Origin of the sequence: uncultured Algimonas sp., assembly GCF_947498175.1 — a bacterium.
In the GTDB taxonomy this organism is placed as follows: domain Bacteria; phylum Pseudomonadota; class Alphaproteobacteria; order Caulobacterales; family Maricaulaceae; genus Litorimonas.
The window spans coordinates 1-22,334 of record NZ_CANMJB010000010.1 but is presented as its reverse complement, the minus strand read 5'-3'; the positions used below and the strand labels follow the sequence as shown (position 1 = coordinate 22,334).

Below are 22,334 nucleotides of genomic sequence, written 5' to 3'. Positions count from 1 at the left end.
GATCCGTTTTTCAAGAACTGGGCGTGAATGGCGATAATGAAATGGTCTTGATCCATTGATGACCGACGGATCCACAGAGCGGCGTTACGGCGTCGAGACAGCTGTGACCTACTGTTTGACCAAATCGGGTAGGCGGGTCGTTCCCGAATGATCGACAAGCCCCACCTAAAGAGGCGGGGCTTGTTTTCAGTCTCAAACGCAGAGGACTAGTAACGCGAGCGATAAACCGTACGGCCTTGCGGGTAGTGTCCCACGACGCGCCGCCGCGGAGCGACATAGGCTGGCTGCGTGTGGACTCGTCGCGGAGGGACGTAACGCGGCTGGCTATAGACAGGCTGAGAGTAGACGCGGCGGGGCTGGTGATAGGTTGGTTGGCTATAGACACGGCGTTGTTGATGACGGCGGCGGTCATTGCGGTCATCGATCTGGTCGCCGATGACATAACCCAAGCTGCCGCCTATAACAGCGCCGATGATTTCGCCTTCGCGGGTCGAGCCCTTTTTGTCGAGTTCCTTGCCGATCCAGGTCCCGGCCGTGCCGCCGATCACGGCGCCCAGGACTTCTTCCGTACTTTGGGCGGAAGCCGGCCCGGTGAGGGAGGCGATCCCGGCTAGAACCAAGAAGCCTGCGGCGATTCGGGTCGTGCGTGTCATGATGTCGTCCTTTCATCCCGTTGCGGGCGCCAGGCAAAACCGCCTGACGAAACCGGTCATGCTGGATACCGTCTGGCTGAAGGCTGAGGACAATATTCAGATTGGCGACAGGTTGCAGGGTTAACTCCGGACTCCTTTTTCCTGACTGCGCTGTTTGTCCGGAACTTTCTTGCCCCCGGAATCGCTTGTCTCTGACACCCACTTCAAAAGGAGACACAGCCATGTCCGGCACGACGAAATCCCTCAAGGACCTCTACATCCACGAAATCAAGGACATCCATTCCGCCAACAAGCAAGCGGCGGAGACGTGCGGGATGTTCGCGCGCAAGCTGCCCGAAGGCAGCCCATTGGTGCAGAAGTTCCAGCAGTCCGAGAAAATGATCAAGGACAACAATGCGGAGCTGGAAAAGCTGGCCGAACGCCATGACGAGAAAGCCTCCGGCATGCATTGCAAAGGCATGGAAGGCTTGGTCACGGAAGGAAAGAAACACGTGCTGCATTCCGACTATACAGACGAGGCGTTGCGCGAAGCGACGGCCATTGCCCAGTTCCAGCGCATGACCCATTACGCGTTGGCCGGTTACGGCACGGCCAATGCCTATGCCAAACAGCTTGGCGATCACCAAGGATCGAAGGCGCTTCAAGGGCTGCTGGACGAGGGTTATGAAGGCGACCGCGCCTTCACCGACATGGCGGTCAACTGCATCAACGAGCAAGCCGCCGAAGCAAACGAAGAAGAGTAAAGATCTTGAAGCGCCAGGCCAGGCGGCCTGGCGCGGCAGGGGGGAGCCCTTCCGCGAGGGCCGGACTTACGAGCTACCTCCTCAGCGGTGCCAACCGTTATCCGACCCTTTCATTATGCAATCAATCTGGGTTTCCGGGGATGTTCTCCCGGAAACCTTTTCTCAGAATTTGACGGACCTTTAAAAGAAGGCGGAGCGCCTAGCGCACGCCGATAAAGGCAGTCTGGCCGTCCCGTTCCACGACCAGCGCATACGGGCCTTCATTAGCTTCGATGAAGCGTTCGAAATCGCGCAGGTTCTCTATGTCCTGGCGATTGATGCTGCGGATGATGTCGCCGCGCTGCAGGCCGGAGCGGAAGGCGCGGGATCCCCGGCGCACTTGGCTGATATAGACGCCGTCATCGCCGTCGCGCAGATCTAGATCGGACGGGATGTCCGTGATCGTCGCGCCGGAGAAGCTCTCCATGGACGGAATGTCGTCGGCGGTCCGTTCGTCCAGCACGTCGCGCTCGGTATCCTGCGCTTGGAGCGTGATGCGGGTCGTGCGACGCTGTCCGTCGCGCAGATAGGTGATGTCCGCCGTCGTGCCAGGCATCAACAGGCCGACCGTATTGCGCAGATCCGCCATGTCCTCGATTTCCTCGCCATTGAAAGCAATGACGACATCACCTTGTTCGAGGCCAGCTTTCTCGGCTGGGCTGTCTTCGACGACAGTCTGAACCAATGCGCCTGCCAGTGACGGAAGGCCAAGCCCGCTGCGCAATTCCGGCGTGACATTTCCGATCTCCACACCAATCCGGCCACGACGCACTTCGCCGAATTCCGTCAGCTGGTCGATGACATTGCGGATGGTGCGGGTCGGCACGGCGAAGCCGATGCCGTTGCTGGCGCCGGAGCGGGAGATGATGGCCGTGTTGATGCCGATCAGCTCACCTTTGGAATTGACCAAAGCGCCGCCGCTGTTGCCGGGATTTATCGCCGCGTCGGTCTGGATGAAATCAGCATAGCGGTCGCCCCCGCCGCCGCTTTCGCGGCCCAGGGCGGACACGATGCCACTGGTCACGGTCGAGGATAGGCCGAACGGATTGCCCACGGCGATGACATAGTCGCCGACCATAACATCGTCCGTGTCGATGATCGGCAGGTCGCGCAGATTGCGCGCGTCGATCTTCAGCAGCGCCAGATCGGTCTGCGGATCCGTGCCGACCACTTCGGCGAAGAACTCGCGGCGATCTTCCAAGCGCACCTCGATTTCGTCCGCGCCATCGATAACGTGGTTGTTGGTCAGGATCAGCCCCTGGCGCGCATCGACGATCACGCCAGAGCCCAGCCCGGCGCGCGGGCCGCGGTTCTGCGGCGATGGGCCGAAGAAGCGCTCGAACATCTCCAGGCGCTCATCGTCGGTTTCAGGCCGGACGCGGCCCTCCGTCACCGTGTTGATGGACACGACAGCGGGTGTGACGCGCTCCAGCAACGGTGCCATGGTAACGACGCCCCGGCGCGCATCGTAGGTCATGGAGGAATTGCCTTGGCTGAGCAGCTGCACCGGCTGGTAGAGCGGCGCGGCCGGATCGGTCGTATCCGAAAGCACCTGCGACAGGGCGACAGGCGTCGTCGCAAGGCCGATGGCGGCAGCGGACAGGATCAGAATTTTCTTCATGAGCAGGGACTCCTTGCGAAACGGGCTCGTGAACAAAGCTTGTAATGTCTTGGAAAGATATGGAGTCGCCGCCCGTTCCCGCAAGCCTCCGCGACACAAGGTGACTGAGGTTTAATTCGGAAGTGAAGCCGAGCCGCAACCTTACGTCATCGCCCGGCCTAGATAGGTGTACAGTTCCGGCATCAGATCCGGCGAGCCGCAGGCGACAAGGCGCGGCCCGTCCTTGGGATTCCCCCCGCGCCAATCCGTGATCACCCCGCCCGCCCCGACCACTACCGGCATCAGGGCACGCACGTCGCAAGGCTTCATGCCGCCTTCGATCATCAAATCCATCCGCCCCTGCGCCAGCAGGACGTAGCCATAGGCATCCAGTCCCAGCCGCGAAAAGGCAACGCCGCTCTGAACGATCTTGTAGGCGGCCAGTTCGCCGTGGCCGAACATGCCGAAGGGCTGGGTGCAGCCCAGCCGCGCCTCGGACAGGCGGTCGATCGTGCGGGCGCGCAGGCGTTCGCGCCGACTGTCATCATGGATCAGCCAAGCCTCCGGCTCGCCGGACAAATCGCCCACGGCGCGCAGGCCCAGCGCGGGCAGGTCGATCATGCCCAGCACGGGCTCTTCATCGACCGACAGGGCGATCAGCGTGCTCCAGACCGGGACACCGGCGACAAAGCCGCGCGTGCCGTCTATCGGATCGACCGTCCAGCGGTAACGGTTCGTGCCCTCGTGATCGGGATGTTCCTCGCCGACAATGGAATCGTCCGGATAGCGTTCGAGGATCAGGCGACGCAATTCGCGCTCGCCCGCTCTGTCGGCTTCGGTCACGGGATCGTAGCCGCTCTCGGCCTTGTTCTCGGCTGCGACGCCGGAGCGGAACAGCGGCAGGGCAATGGCCCGCACCGCCTCGGCGAGCGTGTCCATGAAGGCTAAGCGGTCGGCAATGTCGGTCATGGCCGCCGACTAGGGGCTGGCGCCGCACGGCGCAAGCGGACGGGAAAGCGTCCAGTTAGGAATCTATGGCACGACCAGGCGCAAGGCCGGCTTGGTCGCCGCTTCAAGCGACTTGGCCAGGTCCAGCAGATGTTTGCGCGGACCTTCGCCCATGGCATAATAGGCGCGCACCAGATCCATCGTCTCCTTCTTCGACAGCACGTCCGAGGCGATATGCGCCGGATCCTCGCACCCGAACGGGTCGCGGTCCGACAGGCCTTCGTAGAAATACTGCACCGGCACGGACAGGGCTTCGGACAGTTCGAACAGGCGCGCGGCCGACACGCGGTTGGCGCCGCATTCATATTTCTGGATTTGCTGGAACCGGATGCCGACCTGTTCGGCCAGCGCCTGCTGGGTCAGGCCGAGCAGGCGGCGGCGGCGGCGCAGGCGTTTGCCGACGAAGAGGTCGATGTCGCTGGTCATGGGGCGTGTCCTTTCAAAACGTCTCGCCTCACAAGAGAGCAAATGCCGTGCCAGCCCCGTCAGGGTTGTTCGCCTGGAGCGGGAGTGTTTCGGCCCGAACCGCTCGCCTGACGTCGCGAGACGGTATCTCAGCCTCCGTCCAATGTGCGGGAATCGAACAATGAAGAGCGTTGCGGCCGTTTATTGCGCAGCTAGAGCGTGAGGACGTCGGCCGTCCACAATGCAACGCACGATCCGGCCGACCTTCGCCGCCACGCCCTCATAACCGCGCTTGGGCGCCAGCGTGACAGGGTTGAGGTAGAGATCTCGATTGATTTCGACCTGGATCACTTCGATCCCGTCCTCCGGCTTGCCGTAATGCTCGGTCACGTAACCGCCCGCATAAGGGTAGTTGAGCGCGACGGAAAAACCCTCCGCCTGGAATGCGTCGCGCAGGACGAAGATCGTTTCCGCGTTGCAGGACCGTCCGAACCGGTCGCCCAGCACGATATCCGGCCGGCGCGACCCCATCGGCGCGAAGCCCGGCATGGAGTGGCAATCGATCAGCAAGGCCTGCCCGAAATGCGTCTGCGCCTCCGCGATCAACATTGAGAGCGCGTTATGGTAGGGGTAGTAGAGCCGTTTCAGGCGCGCTGCAGCATCGGCCCGGCTCGGTTCCTGGCGGTAGATCGGGGCGCGCTCGCCGATATGGGTCGGCACCACGCCGATACCGGCCTGGGCGCGCGGCGTTTCCCGGATCGGGACATCCGACCAGCCTTGCGGCAATTCGTCGGGTGCCCGATTGACATCGACATAGCAGCGCGGGAACCGCGCGCGCAGCAGCGGTGCTCCCGCGGCGACCGCGCCGGAAAACAGCCGGTCCACGAACATGTCCTCGTTGCGGCGCAGCTGCGCCGTGGACAGGCAGGACGCTTCGCGGAACGGCCGGGGGTAGATCCGGCCAGAATGGGGCGAGGCGAAGACTACACCCGCGCGCCAGACATCGGGCCGGTCCACCCAATGGCCCGGATCGAGCCGGGCGAGGCTCTGGCGTTCCGCCGGGCTGACTGGCGCGTCTTTAGGGGTGAAAGGCCGCATGAACGGTTATCCTAGCCGATCGGTACGCCTTGGTCAGGGTTTTTTAAGTCGCACCTGTCACATCAGGCACGAATGCTGCTAGGATGGCAGGGCAGATCGCAGCCTTTGGCCTCTGACTGCAGCACAGATCAACCGCCCGGGACACAATGTCATGGCCACAATCCTCTATGCCGAAGACGATGCGGACATGCGCCGTTTCTTCGAAAAGGCTCTCGAAAAAGCCGGGCACAACGTCATTGCCTGCTCCGACGGCGAACGCGCCCTGCGCGCCCTGAAATTCGCCGACGGCGCCTTCGACCTGCTCCTGACCGACATCATGATGCCGGGCCTGGACGGCATCGAACTCGCCAAACAGGCCGAAACCCTGTCGCCCGGAATCAAGGTCATGTTCATCACCGGCTTCGCCGCCGTCGCCATGAGCGACGAACGCGCCTCGGAGCAGACCGTGCTGAGCAAACCGGTGCATCTGCGGCAATTGGTAGACGAAGTGGATCGGTTGATCGCGGCTTGAGTGTCACTTACGACAGAGATTTATCAGATAATTCGCCAAACGAGTTTTCATAATCGGCATGTATACATAGAATGACTACTTTATATCTCTGTCTTTCACAAGAATGCAACGCCTTCTTGTGATAATGTCGATTCACAAAATAAAAACTCACCGGTCTACCGTCATTTACCTCATTTCATTTCCAAAACAGAGTGAGCGCCAGTGGCAGAATTGCAAAACACGATGCCACCCACCATGGAGGCCTCGAAGAAACTGATGTTAATAGTCCGTAAAATCCAGTCAACAAAACACTTAAGCTTAACAATGCGACTACTCCAAATTGGGGGTCTAGGCCGTTCCACTGGTTCCTGGTAAACCACTCATAACATAGTAGTGACACATAGAATAATGTCAGTTGAACCGCAAGCACGACATACGCTTTCCTTTTTATGGGGTTACGATTGGACATCGTTTGCCTGTATTTGGTAAGTCAACATTTCCTGAATAGTACACGAGGCCTTCAACTAAGAAAACCACTGCGGAGACCGCTTCTAAGGACCGGCGGCCTGAGCGATCGGAGGTCAGGTTGCCGCGTGCGTCGTAGCTCACGCCCTGCCGCCCGATGGCGGTGAGACGGTTGCTATCAGACGCGTAGATGTAGCGGCGCGTGGCCGACGTGCGGTTGTGCACCGCGTCATAGGCATAGTCGGTGCGGATATAAATAATATTATAGAGAAAAGAAGTCAAATGTGGCGGCCATTATGATAAGAACAATATAAGTCATATGTAACACTAAGGGAAGCTTAAGGTTAACTTTGAAGAGATACTTACCATCGTTAAATCCAAGGCCTTCTTTCAGCAGAAAGTATGATCCTGTTGCTCAGACGAAAAATATGTTCGAAAAGTTCATAATGCTAGGCTCATTCAAAGTTTGAAAAAAAGCTTAGACTGAGAGCAACCACAAAGCTTGCTATGACAGTTTTTTTGATCATTCTACGCAGGTATGAGAGTTGAACTTAATTATAACTTGATAGCCCCACCGATTGGAAGTGAGCCATAGTAAACTCCTGCCCCACCCTAAGAATGCAATAAATATGTTGATTTTTTAAAGGGACTATTCCATTAATGGTATTATATTATCTTCATAAACATACAAAGCGGACATGTGGCTCCCATCAATCAGAGTTAAAGGCTTGGTGAATTTGACAGATAGGTCAGATATATCGCAAAAAAACAGAGGAAGCTCCTCCAGTTTAATCCCCGATAATAGTTGTTTGTGTAGCTTGTGGTTTTTAGTGCGTATTTTTACCGAATCCTTGTAAATACTTTTTATTATATATGCTTTCTCCTGAGGGGTGTTTTTTATAACTCCTTTAATTATATATGTACTTTGAGCGCAGGAAACGTTAAAAGTGTAGTTAAACTCAGTTAAGAAAGAAGAGTTCGATTCTTTGCCGTTAGAGCTGATGTTATGCCCTAATAAAACTAAAATCAAAATCATATATATCAATCGCATGTGTCTATCCTATTCACTTGATTTGCATTAAGGTCAATTTGGAAAAAACTGTCGATTCGAACCCCATTTGGATGGCCGACAAGAGCGGCGTATAAATTTCTTTCTACGTTAATGTTATATCTAGGAAGATTTGTAAACAGCCTTATATCTCCAGCAGAAAGAAATGTACGGTTATAAGTGTTTGTGTGTGAATCTAAAATTCTTAAGTACGGGTGCGAATGTATTGCAAAAATGATTGTGGCGCCAGACAATGATAGTTGTTGTAGATGAGGAATATAGGTTGACGGGTCGATTGTGTTGGGTTGGCCAGAGGTAAAAATCGGCGTTGAAAACACTTTCCCATTTCTGGTATAGTAAAATGCCCCGTGCTCATTTCCGTCATTTGATGTTCTTGATGCGATTTCATCAAGCGTTGATTGTAGATTAGTGCTTGGATTTACGCACATAGATTTTGATGGGTCAAAATTATTGTTGCCCCCGCCTCCCTCTCCGAAGACGGGTCCGGGGTTGGGCGCTCCGCCGCCTACTCCGATTCCACCTCCGCCTCCGCCTCCGCCTGCAACTCCATCTTCGCCGCCGACGCTGCTAGTGCAATTTGTCAAAATGATGGAAGTTCCAGCCCCACCATCGGAGTCCGGGTCGGCCCAGGTGTACCAGCATTGTTTCATTCCGTTGGGATCCACCCAGTTCACCGGGTCTCCGCTGACATAGGCGTACCGGTTGACCCCGCCTTTTAGCCCGATCGGGTCGCTTTGCACGTAGCGTCCGAGCTTCGGATCGTAGTCCCGGTGGTGGTTGTAGAACAGCCCGCTTTCGCGGTCGTGGTATTGGCCTGGGAAGCGCAAGGAGACCTCGGTGCTCACGCCGTCGTCGTCGGGGTCGCGCCGCACGGGGCCATGGCCGAAGGCATCGCCCTCCCAGCGCCAGACGACCGTGCCGCTCTTGTCTCTCGCCTCTCTGGGCTCGCCCAGGTGACCGGCGTGGAGCGACAGGACGGACGCCTGCCGTGTCGTGCCATCAGAGCGGACTTTGCGCTCGACTTGGGCCAGGGGCAGCCCGCCCAACCAGACCAGGTCGCGCGCATGGACGGCGGCGCGGTCGTCGCGGCGGGAGACTTCGGAGACCAGGCGGCCGTCCGTGTCATGGACGAAGCGCACGGATCGCACGCCGTCCGCGTCCGGGCGGTGCAGGCGCTTGCGGATGCGGCGGCCGTGGGCGTCATAGTCGTAGGTGGCGCGCAGCTCGCCGTCGCGCATGAAGGCGACCATCCGGTTGGTCGCGTCGTAGGTGAAGCTGCGGCGGCGCGAGCGGTCGGAAGTAAGGTTGCCACGTTCGTCGTAGCTCACGGACTGCCGCCCGATGGCGGTCAGACGGTTGCTGTCAGACGCGTAAGTGTAATGCCGCGTGGCCGTGCCCTGCGTGGCCGACGTGCGGTTGTGCACCGCGTCGTAGGCGTAGTCGATGCGGGTCGTGGCGGTCGGCGTGCCGTCGCCCGTGGTCTCCATCACCAGGCGGCCGCCCGCATCGTAGGCGAAGCGGCGGTCGCGGACGTCGTCGGGGCGGTCGATGGCGGTGACGCGGCCATCCGTGTCGCGCGCGAGGTCCGCCCGGTCGAGCACGGTGCCGTCCTTCGCCAGAGTGATCCGCGACAACGCGCCGCCGTCGCCTCGGCGCAGGCGCGTGCGCACGCCGTTGCCGTGGACGAAGCCCGAGAGGCGTCCGTCCGCGTCGAAGGCGATGTCCCGGGCAATGGTAAAGCGGGCGCGGTCTTCGCCCGTCTCGTAGTGGCCGGTCAGGCGGACGAGCCGCCCGTCGGCGTCATAGTGGTGGCGCACGACCAGGCCGGATGGATAGCGCATCCGATCCAGCCGCCCGTCCGCATCGTAGTCGTAGCGCAGGCGCTCCACATCGGTCTCGTCCGCCAGGCGCACCGCCTTGGAGGCGAGGCGTCCGTCGGGCGTATAGGCGAAGCGGGTGACGTGGCCGTTGTGGACGATCCGGCAGAGCTTGCCCGCGCCGTTCTCGCACACGTCATAGCCGTAGCGGGTGACGATCCGGTCCTCCATGCCCCGAGGGCCATCCGACCGATACGCCTTGCGCAGTAATCGCCCGCTGTCGTCATACTCGACGCGGGCGACGAGGCCGTCGGCGCTCGCGCGGCGGACCGGGCGGCCTTGGTCGTCGTGATCGAAGCGCAGGCGCCCGATCTCCGGCGCGGTCTCGCTGGCGAGCAAGCCGGCCGCGTCGTAGGCGTAGCGCGTGGTCACGCCGCGCAGATCCTGGAAGGTGACGTCGAAGCCGTCCGCGCGGGGGGAGAGCGTGGTCGTGCCCTGCTCGGTCGTTTGGGACACGGGCGGGCCGTAAGGCTGCGCCGCGTCCTGGGCGAAGGCGGGGCTGGCAAGAACGACGGCGAGACCGGTGACGGCGAAACTCGCAGACCGGAGGATGGCGGCGGATGACGGCATGAACGAAAGCTCCCCAGCTTGGATTATTGCTATCTGGTAACATTTTCTTCCTGGGGTTGCAAATATCGCCTTCAAGAAGTTATTCACAGCCTCGGCTTGCATCCGCGCCGTCCAAGCCCGCCACCCCCGCGACTCACTCGCAAACGCAAACAAAAGCCGTCCGCGCGCCGCTTCCTCCCTTGTCGCAACCGGGGCGGGCCATTATCCGTAGTCACTTGAGCCCCGGGCGACGGGGGACGAAACAAGGCCGGCGCGCGACCCTCGCGGCGCGGGCCGTCAGGCTGGAGCATCCATGTCATCGGAATGGAACGATCCGCGGCCCATGGCGCCGCATTTGCAGGTCTGGCGCTGGCACGGCGCGATGATGAGCTCGATCCTGCACCGGGCGAGCGCGATCATCTCTTACGTCGCGCTGGTCCTGGTCGCGGTCTGGCTGGTCTTCTTCGGCTTCTCCGACAGCATTCCGCTGCGCGACCTGCTATTCTCGCCGCTCGGCGCGATCGGGCTGTTCGTCTTCCTGTTCTCCTTCATCTTCATGGCGCTGGCGCAGCTGCGCCACGCGATCTGGAACCAGGGCGAGATGTTCGAACCGCGGTTCAACAATGGGCTGTCCTACGGCATGATCGCGCTGGCGCTGGTCGCCGCGCTGGTCCTGACCGCGATCGGAGTGCTGGCATGAGCGCCTATTCCGCCGCCCACGGCACGAAGCATCACAAAATGCACGGCTTGGCCGGGTGGGGCGTGATCGTCGGCCTGCCGTTCGCGATCCTGTCCGTCATGCTGGCCCTGCCGGATGGGCCGTCCGGCATCGCGGCCTGGCTGTCCAGCCCGCTCGGCGCGGTCGGCATGATCGCGTTCCTGAGCGCGGCCATCCTCTACGCCAAGCTGGAGATGGACGAGGTCATCATGGATTATTTCGACGGTGGGCTGCGGCGTTTCGGCCTCTGGAAGAACAAGTCCGTCGCCCTCATCTTGTGGCTGGCCAGCGTGGCGGGTCTCGTCGCCGCCGCTTTTTTCTAGGACGGGTTCATGACCACTTTCATCGATCACGACTATGACGTCGTCGTCGTCGGCGCGGGCGGCTCCGGGCTGCGCGCAGCACTCGGCGCGGCGCAGCAAGGCCTCAAGACCGCCTGCGTGACCAAGGTCTTCCCGACGCGCAGCCACACGGTCGCGGCCCAAGGCGGCATCGCGGCGTCGCTCGGCAATATGAGCGACGATGACTGGCGCTGGCACATGTACGACACGGTCAAGGGCTCGGACTGGCTCGGCGACCAGGACTCGATCGAGTATCTCTGCCGCAACGCGCCCGACGCGGTGTATGAGCTCGAACATTGGGGCATGCCGTTCTCGCGCACGGACGAAGGCAAGATCTATCAGCGCCCCTTTGGCGGCATGATGCAGAATATGGGTCAGGGCCCGGAAGCGCAGCGCACCTGCGCCGCCGCCGACCGGACCGGCCACGCCATGCTGCACACGCTCTACGGCCAGTCGCTGCGGCGCGGCACGGAATTCTTCATCGAATATTTCGCCCTCGACCTGATCATGGAAGATGGCAAGTGTCGCGGCATCACGGCGTGGAAGCTCGATGACGGCACGCTGCACCGCTTCAAGGCGCAGACCGTGATCCTCGCCACCGGCGGCTATGGCCGCGTTTTCTTCTCGGCCACGTCGGCGCATACCTGCACGGGCGACGGCAATGCCATGGTGCTGCGCGCCGGCCTGCCTCTGCAGGACATGGAGTTCATCCAGTTCCACCCGACCGGCATTTACGGCGCGGGCTGCCTCATCACCGAAGGTTCGCGCGGGGAAGGGGGCTACCTCACCAATTCGGAGGGCGAACGCTTCATGGAACGCTACGCGCCGTCGGCCAAAGACCTCGCCAGTCGCGACGTCGTCTCCCGCGCCATGACCATCGAGATCCGCGAAGGGCGCGGCGTCGGCCCGAACAAGGACCATATTTACCTGCATCTCGACCATCTCGACCCGGCCGTGCTGGCCGAGCGCCTGCCCGGCATTTCCGAGACGGCGAAAATCTTCGCCGGCGTCGACGTGACCAAGGAACCGATCCCCGTCCTGCCGACCTGCCACTATAATATGGGCGGCATCCCGACCAATTATCACGGCGAAGTCGTGACGCTGAAGGACGGCGATCCCGACCATGTGGTCCCCGGGCTGATGGCGGTGGGCGAAGCCGCCTGCGTCAGCGTCCACGGCGCAAACCGCCTCGGCTCCAACAGCCTGATCGACTTGGTCGTGTTCGGCCGCGCGGCGGGCTTGCGCTGCGGCGAGGTCCTGACGGCCGGCGCCGACACCACCCCGCTCGCCGCCAATGCGGGCGAACACTCCATCACCCGGCTGGAGCGTTTCAAGGCCGCCGCCGGGACCCAAGGCACCGCCGAAATCCGCCTCGCCCTGCAAAAGGCGATGCAGGAACATTGCGCCGTCTTCCGCACGGAAGAGAGCCTGGCCGAAGGCGTGGAAAAGGTGAAAACGGTCGCCGACACGCTCGCCGACGTCTCCGTCTCCGACAAGACCATGGTCTGGAACACCGACCTGATGGAAACGCTCGAACTCGACAACCTCGTCGCCCAGGCCCGCGTCACCATCGCCTCAGCCGACAACCGCAAGGAAAGCCGCGGCGCCCACGCGCATGAGGACTATCCCGACCGGCTCGACGATCAATGGATGAAGCACACGCTGGCATGGTATGACGACGGGGCGAATGCGGTGAAGATCGACTACCGCCCCGTGCATGATTACACGATGACGGATGGGATTGAGTATATTGAGCCTAAGAAGCGGGTGTACTGAGCCTACCTCTCACTCCCCTTTGACCGGGTACGAGTTTTCGCCCGCAGGACGGTGAAGGTACGCCCAGGGGTGCGATGTGGAAAGTGCAGACTTGCCGGATTTTCCATTAAAACGTTGCCCGACGGGACTTAAATCTCGATGAGATGAGACATTTATACAAACAAAATATAGTTTTGTCTGCAACTGCTATACTGGCATCGATCTATCTTCTTGTCTCTTGCTTTCAAGCAGATGAAAATCTCGTTTTCGTCGGAAGGATAGATGGCCGCCTGACACAATTATTGTCGGATGCCCCGTCGACATTTCGCTTGGAAATCAACTCCGGTGGGGGCTTTACGGTCGATGCGCTCGAGGCGGCCAAAGTTGCATTGGCCAAAGAGATGGAGGTCACAGTGCGAGGCCGATGCCTTTCCGCTTGTAGTGAGTTCATACTGCCTGCCGGGGATAAAATTGTGTTCATCGACTCGCCATTGATCGGCTTTCACTGGTCGCCCTTGATGGACAGAAATCAGTTTGAACTTGCAAAAGAAGCTGATCATTATTGTGCGTTCACAGCCGCAGGCGCTCAAGAGCGTCTCTACGATACCCAGGGAATCAATAAGGAGTTTTGGCGGGAGGCCGAAAAGCGTCTTGTTACGACGCACTATAGACTTATCGATACGTTATCCGACTGCCCGGACAAATCCCGCGGTTTTCTCAACCGCTTATGGCTGCCGACCTCAGAGCAGTTACGCGAAAAAATGGGACTGGTTTTCGAAGGAAAAGTGTGTGCGGACGATCATGATAGCTGTGTCGCCCGGATAGATCAGATTTGGGATTCCGGAGATAGAATCGTAGTCGGAGACACGGTTCATGTCGTGCAATAATGTGATTGAGGAGCTGGAAACACGAAGTAGCGAGAGAGTTACGCCTAATCATATGCCTCAAATATGGAACACTGACGGTGCAACGTCACCCTTCTCCTCACCAATAAATTCGCTTCGTATCTGGCTTTGAAAAGGCGCGCCATCGATGCAACCGTGGCCGCGCTGTCTAAGCGGCAGCGACCGGTTCGTGTCGGGCGGCTTGGACGGTTCACTCTTTAACGATTGGAACGGGTCTGACACGTCGCCTCAGACTGTTCCTATTCGCCCCGATTCAGCCCCGTTTCCGGCCGCCCATCCCCCGCCATCCTCGCTAACGTCTCATTCCCGAGGACGGCATGCTCGCCTATCCGGGCCGCAAACGCCGCTGCCACCGGCCCGTCGCGAAAATCGATCCTCGCCTACGAAAAAAGTGAGCCAAAAAGATTCTCGGTATGGCGGGCCTCCCTTATAACGGACGTGTTCGCATCAGACACGAGGGGGAGCCTGTCCTCGGCGGTGCGGACGGTGGAGTGCGGTTTCCGGGTGGGGTGAACGACCCGTCCGACGCCCGCGCCGACCGGGGGAGATCCGGCGGCGCAGGCGGCGGAGACATTCGGAGGCGGACGAGGCGCGGTCGCAGGCTGATCGCGCGGAGTCCCAGGCCGCGCCCCGCCGCAGAGCCGTCGGGGCGACCCGTTGGCGGAGCGTGCGCCTTGGATGCGACGCCCCGACGTTGCGGGGCCGAGCGGAGACCGTTCCAGCCATCGAACCGATCCCGCCGGCAATGCGGCGCGGGCGCCAGCACGTTCCATCCGCGCGGGCCCCGGCCCGTTGTAAATCGGTGTGTTCTTTTCTCTGTCCATCAACGGACAGCGGCCCGCGCCTCGTGTCCCTTTCAACCGGGACGATGGATTGCCGGACCGGGCGTGACGCCCGCAATCCGGGCGCACCGTCCCGCATGCGTGAACCGAATTCACCTCACTCCGGACACGAACGCTCTGGCGCGGTTCTGCGGGATCATCGCAGGACCTTTAGGCAAATCGCAAGAGTGGGGAGATGGATCCCGGATCGAGCCCGGTGTGAGAGATGATGGATGAGGAAAACGAATCGCGGCCATGAATTCCAGAGGCAATGGAAGTAGGGGCGATGAAGGGAGAGCCGAGCTCGCGATGACGGTCGAGAATGCCATCGGGAGGCGGCGCTGCAGCGCTGTCGGAGTTCCGGCATGGTTTCGGGGTGACGTGGAACGGAACTTGCAGAGTGCGGCGGCCAGGGTTCGTCTTGGAACGCCGGGGCGCGCGGCGGTCGCCGGTCCGTTCACCTTGCGGAAAGACGCAAGCGGCTATGAGGGGGCGAACCCGCCGCCCGGACGCGAGGACAGGATCATGAGCTTCATCCGCATTTCCATCATGGCGGCAGCCCTTCTGGCGCTCTGCTTCACGGCGCAGACGGCCTGGCCGCAATCCGCCGGGGCGCAATTGCTGGGCGCGCCGTCCCCGGACGGGCCTGCGGCCGGTGGACTGGCCGCCGATAGGCCTGTCGCTGCGGACGCGGCGCGCAGTGCCTCACCGAGCGTCCGGATGGTGCAGGCCCAGCCGTCGCCGACCTCGCCGCTTTCCGCACAGGCGCAGACGCAAGCACAGCCCGTCCAGAACGCTCCCGTTCAGAGCGCTCCCGTTCAGAACGCTCCCGTCCAGGTTGGCGCGCCGCGCCGTCCGTCGCCCGAACTGGCCGTCATCCGGTTCCCCGGCGGCAGCCTGGTTCAGAGCCGGGCACAGCCGGGCCGCTGGACGGAGATGCGCCAGGACGGCACGGTCAATTACGAATTCTTCGAAACCGCTTCGACGGCGCGGACGCTGACCTTAAGCGGGCCGAACGGCGAGGTCATGCTGGTCGTCGATCTGGACGCGAATGTCATTCGCGGCCGCTGGCCGGGCCAGGCCGCGATGACGGACATCTATGCGATCACGGGGACCGAGCCGATGCAGGCCGCCCCGCAGCCTGCGCCGCCGCCGGTCGTCCAGCCGAGCCCTCAGCCCCAGCCTCAGCCCCAGCCTCAGCCCCAGCCCCGGCCTCAGCCTCAGACTCAGCCCCAGCCGCCTGCTGCCGCAGCCTCTCCGCGCCCTCAGGATCTGCAGCGCGCCGCCTATGCCCGAGGTCAGTTCTTCCGCAGCGCGGACCGGTCCTGGGAGCAGAACGTCCGGGGCGGGCCTATCCATCTGTTCCAGCAGATCGGCCATGACGCGACCGCGCTCTATCTGTATGACGCTTCGCGCCGGACGCTGGTGACGCTGGAACCGGCCGCGCGCCGGGCGCGCATCGCCGTCGCGGGCGAAGCCCTGCGGCCCTATCTGGACCTGACGACGGTGTCCGACCAGGCGAGCACGCCCGCGCCGCCTTCCGAGACCGGACGGTTGAGCGAGGTGGACCGCATCAGCTGCTACAAGACGGGCGGGACCGTCGAACGCGCCGGATTGCTGGGCGCGGAACGCTGCACGCGGCCTTTCGCCGATGCCGGGCGCGTCTGCACCGATAGCGGCCAGTGCGCCGGCCAATGCCGCACGACGGCGGGCACGCCGGCCGGATCGCCGGCGACGGGCCTCTGCCAGCCCGACGACAATCCGTTCGGCTGCTTCGCGGAAGTCGCGAACGGCACGGCCGGGCCCAGCCTCTGCGTGGACTGATGGGGGCCTCTGCGTGACCTGATCCGCGCAAAAGACTTCTAATCGGAGGCGGACTGACGGGTCATCCGGCCCGTGATGCGCGGTCTTCGCGCGTTGTCTTTCGCCGCGCGGGGCCGCATAGCCGCGCCCATGCATTTTCAACTGACCGAAGACCTGACGATGATCCGCGACATGGCGGCCTCGTTCGCCGCCACGGAACTCGCGCCCCATGCGGAACAGTGGGACCGGGAGAAGCATCTCGACCGCGGCGTGTTCGAAAAAGCGGCCGCGCTCGGTTTTCTCGGCATCTACATTCCGGAAGACGACGGCGGCACGGGCCTGTCGCGGCTCGCCTCGGCCATGGTGTTCGAAGAACTCGCTGCCGGGGACGTCAGCCATACGGCGATGATGACGATCCACAACATGGCGACGTGGATGATCGCCTCCTATGCGGGTGACGACCTCAAGTCGCGCTATGTCCCCAGGCTGGTCGCGGGCGAATTGATCGCCTCCTACTGCCTGACGGAACCCGGCGCCGGATCGGACGCCGCGTCGCTGTCCACGAAGGCGGTCCGGGCCACAAATGATAAAGGGGGCGACGACTATGTGCTGAACGGGGCGAAGCAATTCATCTCCGGCGCGGGCTGGTCGGACGTCTATGTCGTCATGGCGCGCACGTCGGATGACGGCGCGCGCGGCGTGTCCTGCTTCGTCGTGGACAAGGACATGCCGGGCGTGAGCTTCGGCCCGCCGGAACGCAAGATGGGCTGGCACGCGCAACCGACCGCGCAGGTCATCTTCGAGGATGCCCGCGTGCCGGCGGCCAACCGCGTCGGCGCGGAAGGCGACGGCTTCCGCTTCGCCATGTCCGGCCTCGATGGTGGGCGCATCAATATCGGCGCGTGCAGTCTCGGCGGCGCGGCCGCCGCGCTGCGGCTGGCGACCGACTACGCCAAGGAGCGCAAACAGTTCGGCAAGCCCATCGCCGACTTCCAGAACACGCAATTCCGCCTCGCCGACATGGCGACGGAATTGGAGGCCTCGCAGCTCATGATCTATTCGGCGGCAGACGCGCTTGATCACAAGGTCCCGAACGCCGGCATGAAGTGCGCCATGGCCAAGCGGTTCGCGACCGATCTGTGCAGCAAGATCGCCAACGATGCGTTGCAGGTCCATGGCGGCTACGGCTATCTCGCCGACTATCAGGTCGAACGCATTGTGCGCGATCTGCGCGTCCACCAGATCCTCGAAGGCACGAACGACATCATGCGGGTGATCATCAGCCGCGGACTGCTGCGGCAGTAAAAACAATATTTCTTCCCTGATAGGGAAGGTGGCAGAGCGCAGCTATGACGGAAGGGTGACGAATTATATGTCGGCGCAAAGCGCCGTCTTGATGATCCTGTCACCCCTCCGCCTCGCTGCGCTCGGCACCTCCCTTTTCCGGGGAGGAAAGGAGAAGACCAATGACCGACACCATCATCGCCCGCATTGACGGCGCCATCGGGCGCATCACGCTGGCCCGACCCGACGCGCTCAATGCGCTGACGACGCCGATGTGCGAAGCCATGACCCGCGCGCTGCTTGACTGGCGAGACGACGCCGACGTTCTTGCCGTCGTCGTCGACGGTGCAGGCGACCGGGCCTTCTGCGCGGGCGGTGACGTCGTCATGCTGCACGATAGCGGCAAGGCGAAGGACGGCCGGGCGGAGGCGTTCTGGCGTACGGAGTACGCGCTCAACGAACTGATCCAGACCTATCCGAAGCCCTATGTCGCGCTGATCGACGGCATCGTCATGGGCGGCGGGGTCGGCCTGTCGGTCCATGGCGACCACCGCGTGGCGGGCGATACGACCCTGTTCGCCATGCCGGAAACGGGGATCGGCTATTTTCCCGATGTCGGCGGGACCTATTTCCTGCCAAGGCTCAGGGCGGACATTGGCAATTGGCTCGGCCTGACCGGCGCGCGGCTTGGGCCGGCGGAATGTTTCGAAATTGGGGTGGCGACCGCCTATGTGCCGACGGACAAGCACGCCGCCCTTATCAAGGCGTTGGCAGACATCCAGGACGGAGCCGAGGTTGCGGGCCTGATCCAGTCCTTCGCAGCGACCCCGCCCGGCGACGCGGACGTGCCGACCGAGGTGCAGCTCTTCGACCGCGACAGTGTCGCCGACATCCTCGCCGCGCTCGACGACGAAGGCTCCGACTGGTCGGCCAAGCAAGCCAAGCTGATCCGCCGCAAGAGCCCGCTCGCGCTGGCGACGACGCTGGAAGCGCTGCGGCGCGGGGCGACTATGGAGTTCCGCGATGCCATGATGATGGAGCTCGACCTGTCGCTGAATTTCCTGACCACCCAAGATTTCTACGAAGGCATCCGCGCCCAGCTGATCGACAAGGACCGCAACCCGGGCTGGTCGCACGAGGATGTCGAGGCCGTGACGGATGAGCAAGTCGAACGTATGTTCCGACAGGTGGCGGAGCCGCGTCAGGAGTTCCACACATGATCATCGCCTTCATCGGACTAGGTAACATGGGCGGGGGCATGGCGGCCAATCTGGCCAAGCCTCATGAGGTGCGGGCCTTCGATCTGTCGGGCGATGCCGTCGCCAAGGCTTGCGACGCGGGATGTTCGAAGGCCGATACGGTTGCGGCGGCGGTCTCCGGCGCGGATGCCGTCGTGACGATGCTGCCAGCCGGTCAGCATGTCCGCGCCGTCTATGCCGACGTGTTCGAGGTGGCCGCGCCCGGCACGCTGATGATCGATTGCTCCACCGTCGATGTGGACAGCGCGCGGACCGTGATCGGGCAGGCGACGGACCAAGGCTTCGACATGATCGATGCGCCCGTGTCCGGCGGGGTCAAAGGCGCGGCGGACGGCACGCTGACCTTCATGTGCGGCGGGACGCAACACGCGTTCGCGCGCGCCGAACCGCTGCTGGAAATCATGGGGAAGAATGTCTTCCACGCCGGCGATGCGGGCAATGGACAGGTCGCGAAGATCTGCAACAACATGCTGCTCGGCATCCACATGATCGGCACATGCGAGGCGTTCAACCTGGCGGGCAAGCTGGGTCTCGACGCCCAGACCTTCTTCGATATCTCCAGCACGGCGTCGGGCCAGAATTGGTCCATGACGAGCTATTGCCCCGCGCCGGGCCCCGTGGAGAGCGCACCGAGCAACCGGGACTACCAGCCGGGGTTCGCGGCGGCGATGATGCTGAAGGACCTGCGGCTAGCCAAGGAAGCGGCGACGACCGCCCGCGCCGCGACCCCGATGGGCGCGCAGGCGGAGGCGCTTTACGCGCTGATGGAAGCGGCGGGCGAGGGCGGGCTGGATTTTTCCGGCGTGATGAAGCTGATCGATGGGTCGCTGTAGGACAAAGCTTTAATCCGGCTTCAGATCGCGCACACCGGCGAAAGGGCGGCGCGCGCAGGCGTAGCCGAGCACGGGGTTCTTTTGCCGCGTCCGCGAAGCGGACTGAGCGGCAGCGAAAGCCCACTCTATTTCATCCTAGGCTGGAATAAGAAAGCGCCCGAAAGGGCGCTCGCCTGCGGCGCGATTCGCTGCCGCTCAGCGTGCTGGAGCCGCGCGCGGACGCGAAAACACCACTACGGCCCTCGCTGCGCTCGGAGCGGGTGTTTCCGCGTATGTCGAAGTCCCGGAAAGGCCTAGGTGTTCATCGAGTCGAAGAACTCGTTGTTCGTCTTCGTGTCCTTCAGTTTGCCCAGCAGGAACTCGATCGCGTCCATCGTGCCCATCGGGTTGAGGATGCGGCGCAATATGTAGGTCTTCTGCAGGGCGACCGGATCGACCAGCAGCTCTTCCTTGCGCGTGCCGGACTTGGTCACGTCGATGGCGGGGAAGATGCGCTTGTCGGCGACCTTGCGGTCGAGGATGATCTCGGAGTTGCCCGTGCCCTTGAATTCCTCGAAAATGACTTCGTCCATCTTGGACCCGGTCTCGATCAGCGCGGTGGCGATGATGGTCAGCGAGCCGCCGTCCTCGATGTTGCGCGCGGCGCCGAAGAAGCGCTTGGGGCGTTGCAGCGCGTTGGCGTCCACACCGCCGGTCAGCACCTTGCCGGAGGACGGCACGACCGTGTTGTAGGCGCGGCCCAGTCGCGTGATGGAGTCGAGCAGGATGACGACGTCCTTGCCGCTCTCCACCAGGCGCTTGGCCTTCTGGATCACCATCTCGGCGACCTGGACGTGGCGCGTGGCGGGTTCGTCGAAGGTCGAGGACACGACCTCGCCCTTCACGCTGCGCTGCATGTCGGTCACTTCCTCGGGCCGTTCGTCGATCAGCAGCACCATGACGTAGCATTCCGGATGGTTGCGCTCGATGGAGTGCGCGATGTTCTGCAGCAGCACGGTCTTGCCCGTGCGCGGCGGGGCGACGATCAGGGCGCGCTGGCCCTTGCCGATCGGCGCGACGATGTCGATGACGCGGCCGGACGTGTCCTTCAGGGTCGGATCCTCGATCTCCATCTGGAAACGCTGATCGGGATAGAGTGGGGTGAGGTTGTCGAAATGCGCTTTCATGCGCGCCTGTTCGGGCGTGCTGAAGTTGATCTCCTCGGCTTCCTTCAGCGCGAAATAGCGCTGGTCGCCCTCGGGCGAATCCAGAATGCCCGACACGGTGTCGCCGGTTCTGAGCCCGAACTTGCGGATGATCTTCGGCGACACGTAGATGTCGTCCGGCCCGGCCAGATAGTTGGCTTCCGGAGCGCGCAGGAAGCCGAAGCCGTCCTGCACGACTTCCAGCACGCCCTTGCCGCGCACGAGCACGTCGCGCTCGGCGAGATCCTTCAGGGTCTGATAGAAGATGTCCTGCTTGCGCATGGAGCCGGGGTTCTTGATCCCGACTTCTTCGGCGAAGCGGTTGAGCTCCCCGGGTTTCATGTCTTTGAGGTCGTCCAGCGAGATGGTCTCGAGCTGGTCAACGGGCGTATCGACGGTCATGGTCTGCAACTTCGGAAAAGGAGGCGCGCACAGGACGAATCCGACGGCGCGTTCGTGAATATGAAAGGAGGCTCGGCCTGCAGATGATCCCGGCGGAAAACGCTCGGAATCGGAACAGCCAGGACGGCTGCCCGTTGCAGATAGGCATGTCCACGGGCTGGGTCAAGCAATCAGAATGCGAACTTCGTTTGACGCGGCCGTTCCGGACAGAGGAGAAGACGTTATGAAAACCGCCGCCTTTGCCGCCGCCCTGTCCGCCCTGTCCTGTTTCATCGCCTTGCCCGCCGCCGCTTCCGGCACAGTCTACGGCCTCTGGCTGACGGAAGAGGAAACGGCGACCGTGCGCATTTCCGATTGCGGTGCGGGGTCCATGGCGGGCACGCCTTGCGGCATCGTCGCGACGGCCGACATCCCGCCCGGCGAACCGACGACCGATGTCAACAACGACAATCCCGCCCTGCGGACCCAACCCATCATCGGCCTGACGATGCTCAAAGGGTTCGAATGGGACGACGACCGCTGGAAGAATGGCCGCATCTACAATCCCGAAGACGGCAAGAGCTACAAGAGCTCCATCCGCGTGGACAAGGACGATTCCGATATCCTCAAGGTGAAGGGCTGCATCGCCTTCTTCTGCCAGACGCAGGAATGGACGCGGGTGGGTTAGCCCCACGGCCTCGCACCTTTGGTCACGCCCGGGTGTCTCATCTTTCGGGTGACCCTGACGATGGTCCATTTTCCGGCTTGATCCGCAGTATGGGCCGTCCCGACCGAACTTCTTCTCAATCCTCATCCCGCGCTCGGTCCGGGATCCCTCTTCTGCCGTCTCGTCTGGCTGTGAGAGTTGGGCGATGGACCCCACGGGACCGTGCCAGCGCGTTTCTGTCCAGGGTAAGGGCTGATTGATCTTCAGGCGAGTTTCATCGTGCGACCGGGCATCGGGGCCACGGCGGGGGTGCGTTTGTGCCGCGAAGGCGACACGAGGCGCGGGCCCTGCCCCGTGACGGGGAAGGGAAAACAAGAACCATTTTCA

Annotated in this window: 20 protein-coding genes; 11 read left to right on the top strand and 9 right to left on the bottom strand. The window is 62.1% G+C overall.

Annotated features, from left to right (window positions below; translation table 11 throughout):
• Positions 1-206 precede the first annotated feature (206 nt).
• On the bottom strand, positions 207-653 hold the full coding sequence (locus Q0718_RS12005; protein ID WP_298918225.1) for a glycine zipper 2TM domain-containing protein: 447 nt from the start codon (positions 651-653) through the stop codon (positions 207-209).
• Positions 654-874: 221 nt separating this feature from the next.
• Between Q0718_RS12005 and Q0718_RS12000 the strand changes: the two genes are divergently transcribed.
• Positions 875-1,396, top strand: a complete 522-nt coding sequence (locus Q0718_RS12000) for a DUF892 family protein (protein ID WP_298918220.1) — start codon at positions 875-877, stop codon at positions 1,394-1,396.
• Between the two features lie 199 nt (positions 1,397-1,595).
• Here Q0718_RS12000 and Q0718_RS11995 read toward each other — a convergent pair whose 3' ends face one another.
• The 4 genes from Q0718_RS11995 to Q0718_RS11980 form a co-directional block, all read right to left on the bottom strand.
• The gene (locus tag Q0718_RS11995; RefSeq protein WP_298918216.1) at positions 1,596-3,056 is read right to left on the bottom strand and encodes a Do family serine endopeptidase; all 1,461 of its coding nucleotides are present in this window, start codon (positions 3,054-3,056) and stop codon (positions 1,596-1,598) included.
• A 141-nt stretch (positions 3,057-3,197) separates the two neighbouring features.
• Positions 3,198-4,004 (bottom strand): inositol monophosphatase family protein, encoded by an 807-nt coding sequence (locus Q0718_RS11990; RefSeq protein WP_298918213.1) that lies wholly within the window; start codon positions 4,002-4,004, stop codon positions 3,198-3,200.
• A 63-nt stretch (positions 4,005-4,067) separates the two neighbouring features.
• Positions 4,068-4,469 carry a helix-turn-helix transcriptional regulator gene (locus Q0718_RS11985; protein WP_298918210.1) on the bottom strand — a complete coding sequence of 134 codons (402 nt, stop codon included), beginning with the start codon at positions 4,467-4,469 and terminating at the stop codon, positions 4,068-4,070.
• A 180-nt stretch (positions 4,470-4,649) separates the two neighbouring features.
• On the bottom strand, positions 4,650-5,546 hold the full coding sequence (locus Q0718_RS11980; protein WP_298918207.1) for an N-formylglutamate amidohydrolase: 897 nt from the start codon (positions 5,544-5,546) through the stop codon (positions 4,650-4,652).
• A 151-nt stretch (positions 5,547-5,697) separates the two neighbouring features.
• On the opposite strand from Q0718_RS11980, the gene Q0718_RS11975 reads away from it, so the two are divergent.
• The gene (locus tag Q0718_RS11975) at positions 5,698-6,057 is read left to right on the top strand and encodes a response regulator (protein ID WP_298918204.1); all 360 of its coding nucleotides are present in this window, start codon (positions 5,698-5,700) and stop codon (positions 6,055-6,057) included.
• Between the two features lie 426 nt (positions 6,058-6,483).
• Here Q0718_RS11975 and Q0718_RS11970 read toward each other — a convergent pair whose 3' ends face one another.
• The 3 genes from Q0718_RS11970 to Q0718_RS11960 form a co-directional block, all read right to left on the bottom strand.
• Entirely contained in the window at positions 6,484-6,783 is a 300-nt protein-coding gene (locus tag Q0718_RS11970; protein WP_298918201.1) for a hypothetical protein, read from the bottom strand.
• 367 nt (positions 6,784-7,150) lie between these two features.
• A complete protein-coding gene (locus Q0718_RS11965) occupies positions 7,151-7,552 on the bottom strand; it encodes a hypothetical protein (RefSeq protein WP_298918198.1) in 402 nt (133 codons plus the stop codon).
• Positions 7,543-10,119 (bottom strand): RHS repeat-associated core domain-containing protein, encoded by a 2,577-nt coding sequence (locus Q0718_RS11960; RefSeq protein ID WP_298918195.1) that lies wholly within the window; start codon positions 10,117-10,119, stop codon positions 7,543-7,545. Before Q0718_RS11960 ends, Q0718_RS11965 begins: the two co-directional genes overlap by 10 nt.
• Positions 10,120-10,309: 190 nt before the next feature.
• Between Q0718_RS11960 and sdhC the strand changes: the two genes are divergently transcribed.
• From sdhC to mmsB, 8 genes are all read left to right on the top strand, one after another.
• Positions 10,310-10,696, top strand: coding sequence for a succinate dehydrogenase, cytochrome b556 subunit (sdhC, locus tag Q0718_RS11955; RefSeq protein ID WP_298918192.1), 387 nt, complete (start codon positions 10,310-10,312; stop codon positions 10,694-10,696).
• Positions 10,693-11,037, top strand: coding sequence for a hypothetical protein (locus Q0718_RS11950; RefSeq protein ID WP_298918188.1), 345 nt, complete (start codon positions 10,693-10,695; stop codon positions 11,035-11,037). The genes sdhC and Q0718_RS11950 overlap by 4 nt, the downstream gene beginning before the upstream one ends.
• Positions 11,038-11,046: 9 nt before the next feature.
• Positions 11,047-12,831 carry a succinate dehydrogenase flavoprotein subunit gene (gene sdhA, locus Q0718_RS11945; RefSeq protein ID WP_298918185.1) on the top strand — a complete coding sequence of 595 codons (1,785 nt, stop codon included), beginning with the start codon at positions 11,047-11,049 and terminating at the stop codon, positions 12,829-12,831.
• Positions 12,832-12,974: 143 nt separating this feature from the next.
• Complete coding sequence (locus tag Q0718_RS11940) at positions 12,975-13,697, top strand: hypothetical protein (protein WP_298918181.1); 723 nt, start codon at positions 12,975-12,977, stop codon at positions 13,695-13,697.
• A gap of 1,364 nt (positions 13,698-15,061) precedes the next feature.
• Positions 15,062-16,360, top strand: a complete 1,299-nt coding sequence (locus tag Q0718_RS11935) for a hypothetical protein (protein WP_298918178.1) — start codon at positions 15,062-15,064, stop codon at positions 16,358-16,360.
• 129 nt (positions 16,361-16,489) lie between these two features.
• Complete coding sequence (locus Q0718_RS11930; RefSeq protein ID WP_298918176.1) at positions 16,490-17,644, top strand: acyl-CoA dehydrogenase family protein; 1,155 nt, start codon at positions 16,490-16,492, stop codon at positions 17,642-17,644.
• Between the two features lie 161 nt (positions 17,645-17,805).
• Positions 17,806-18,843 (top strand): enoyl-CoA hydratase/isomerase family protein, encoded by a 1,038-nt coding sequence (locus Q0718_RS11925; protein WP_298918173.1) that lies wholly within the window; start codon positions 17,806-17,808, stop codon positions 18,841-18,843.
• The gene (gene mmsB, locus Q0718_RS11920; RefSeq protein ID WP_298918170.1) at positions 18,840-19,715 is read left to right on the top strand and encodes a 3-hydroxyisobutyrate dehydrogenase; all 876 of its coding nucleotides are present in this window, start codon (positions 18,840-18,842) and stop codon (positions 19,713-19,715) included. Before Q0718_RS11925 ends, mmsB begins: the two co-directional genes overlap by 4 nt.
• Before the next feature lie 293 nt (positions 19,716-20,008).
• On the opposite strand, the gene rho is transcribed toward mmsB, so the two are convergent.
• Positions 20,009-21,301, bottom strand: coding sequence for a transcription termination factor Rho (gene rho / locus Q0718_RS11915; RefSeq protein WP_366523886.1), 1,293 nt, complete (start codon positions 21,299-21,301; stop codon positions 20,009-20,011).
• A 223-nt stretch (positions 21,302-21,524) separates the two neighbouring features.
• On the opposite strand from rho, the gene Q0718_RS11910 reads away from it, so the two are divergent.
• The gene (locus Q0718_RS11910; protein ID WP_298918167.1) at positions 21,525-21,968 is read left to right on the top strand and encodes a DUF2147 domain-containing protein; all 444 of its coding nucleotides are present in this window, start codon (positions 21,525-21,527) and stop codon (positions 21,966-21,968) included.
• The last annotated feature ends 366 nt before the right edge of the window (positions 21,969-22,334 follow it).

Bases quoted from the DNA above. Each gene is read 5' to 3' on its own strand.
- Q0718_RS12005 (WP_298918225.1), bottom strand. From the start codon at position 653: ATGACACGCACGACCCGAATCGCCGCAGGCTTCTTGGTTCTAGCCGGG.
- Q0718_RS12000 (WP_298918220.1), top strand. From the start codon at position 875: ATGTCCGGCACGACGAAATCCCTCAAGGACCTCTACATCCACGAAATC.
- Q0718_RS11995 (WP_298918216.1), bottom strand. From the start codon at position 3,056: ATGAAGAAAATTCTGATCCTGTCCGCTGCCGCCATCGGCCTTGCGACG.
- Q0718_RS11990 (WP_298918213.1), bottom strand. From the start codon at position 4,004: ATGACCGACATTGCCGACCGCTTAGCCTTCATGGACACGCTCGCCGAG.
- Q0718_RS11985 (WP_298918210.1), bottom strand. From the start codon at position 4,469: ATGACCAGCGACATCGACCTCTTCGTCGGCAAACGCCTGCGCCGCCGC.
- Q0718_RS11980 (WP_298918207.1), bottom strand. From the start codon at position 5,546: ATGCGGCCTTTCACCCCTAAAGACGCGCCAGTCAGCCCGGCGGAACGC.
- Q0718_RS11975 (WP_298918204.1), top strand. From the start codon at position 5,698: ATGGCCACAATCCTCTATGCCGAAGACGATGCGGACATGCGCCGTTTC.
- Q0718_RS11965 (WP_298918198.1), bottom strand. From the start codon at position 7,552: ATGCGATTGATATATATGATTTTGATTTTAGTTTTATTAGGGCATAAC.
- Q0718_RS11960 (WP_298918195.1), bottom strand. From the start codon at position 10,119: ATGCAAGCCGAGGCTGTGAATAACTTCTTGAAGGCGATATTTGCAACC.
- sdhC (WP_298918192.1), top strand. From the start codon at position 10,310: ATGTCATCGGAATGGAACGATCCGCGGCCCATGGCGCCGCATTTGCAG.
- Q0718_RS11950 (WP_298918188.1), top strand. From the start codon at position 10,693: ATGAGCGCCTATTCCGCCGCCCACGGCACGAAGCATCACAAAATGCAC.
- sdhA (WP_298918185.1), top strand. From the start codon at position 11,047: ATGACCACTTTCATCGATCACGACTATGACGTCGTCGTCGTCGGCGCG.
- Q0718_RS11940 (WP_298918181.1), top strand. From the start codon at position 12,975: ATGAGACATTTATACAAACAAAATATAGTTTTGTCTGCAACTGCTATA.
- Q0718_RS11935 (WP_298918178.1), top strand. From the start codon at position 15,062: ATGAGCTTCATCCGCATTTCCATCATGGCGGCAGCCCTTCTGGCGCTC.
- Q0718_RS11930 (WP_298918176.1), top strand. From the start codon at position 16,490: ATGCATTTTCAACTGACCGAAGACCTGACGATGATCCGCGACATGGCG.
- Q0718_RS11925 (WP_298918173.1), top strand. From the start codon at position 17,806: ATGACCGACACCATCATCGCCCGCATTGACGGCGCCATCGGGCGCATC.
- mmsB (WP_298918170.1), top strand. From the start codon at position 18,840: ATGATCATCGCCTTCATCGGACTAGGTAACATGGGCGGGGGCATGGCG.
- rho (WP_366523886.1), bottom strand. From the start codon at position 21,301: ATGACCGTCGATACGCCCGTTGACCAGCTCGAGACCATCTCGCTGGAC.
- Q0718_RS11910 (WP_298918167.1), top strand. From the start codon at position 21,525: ATGAAAACCGCCGCCTTTGCCGCCGCCCTGTCCGCCCTGTCCTGTTTC.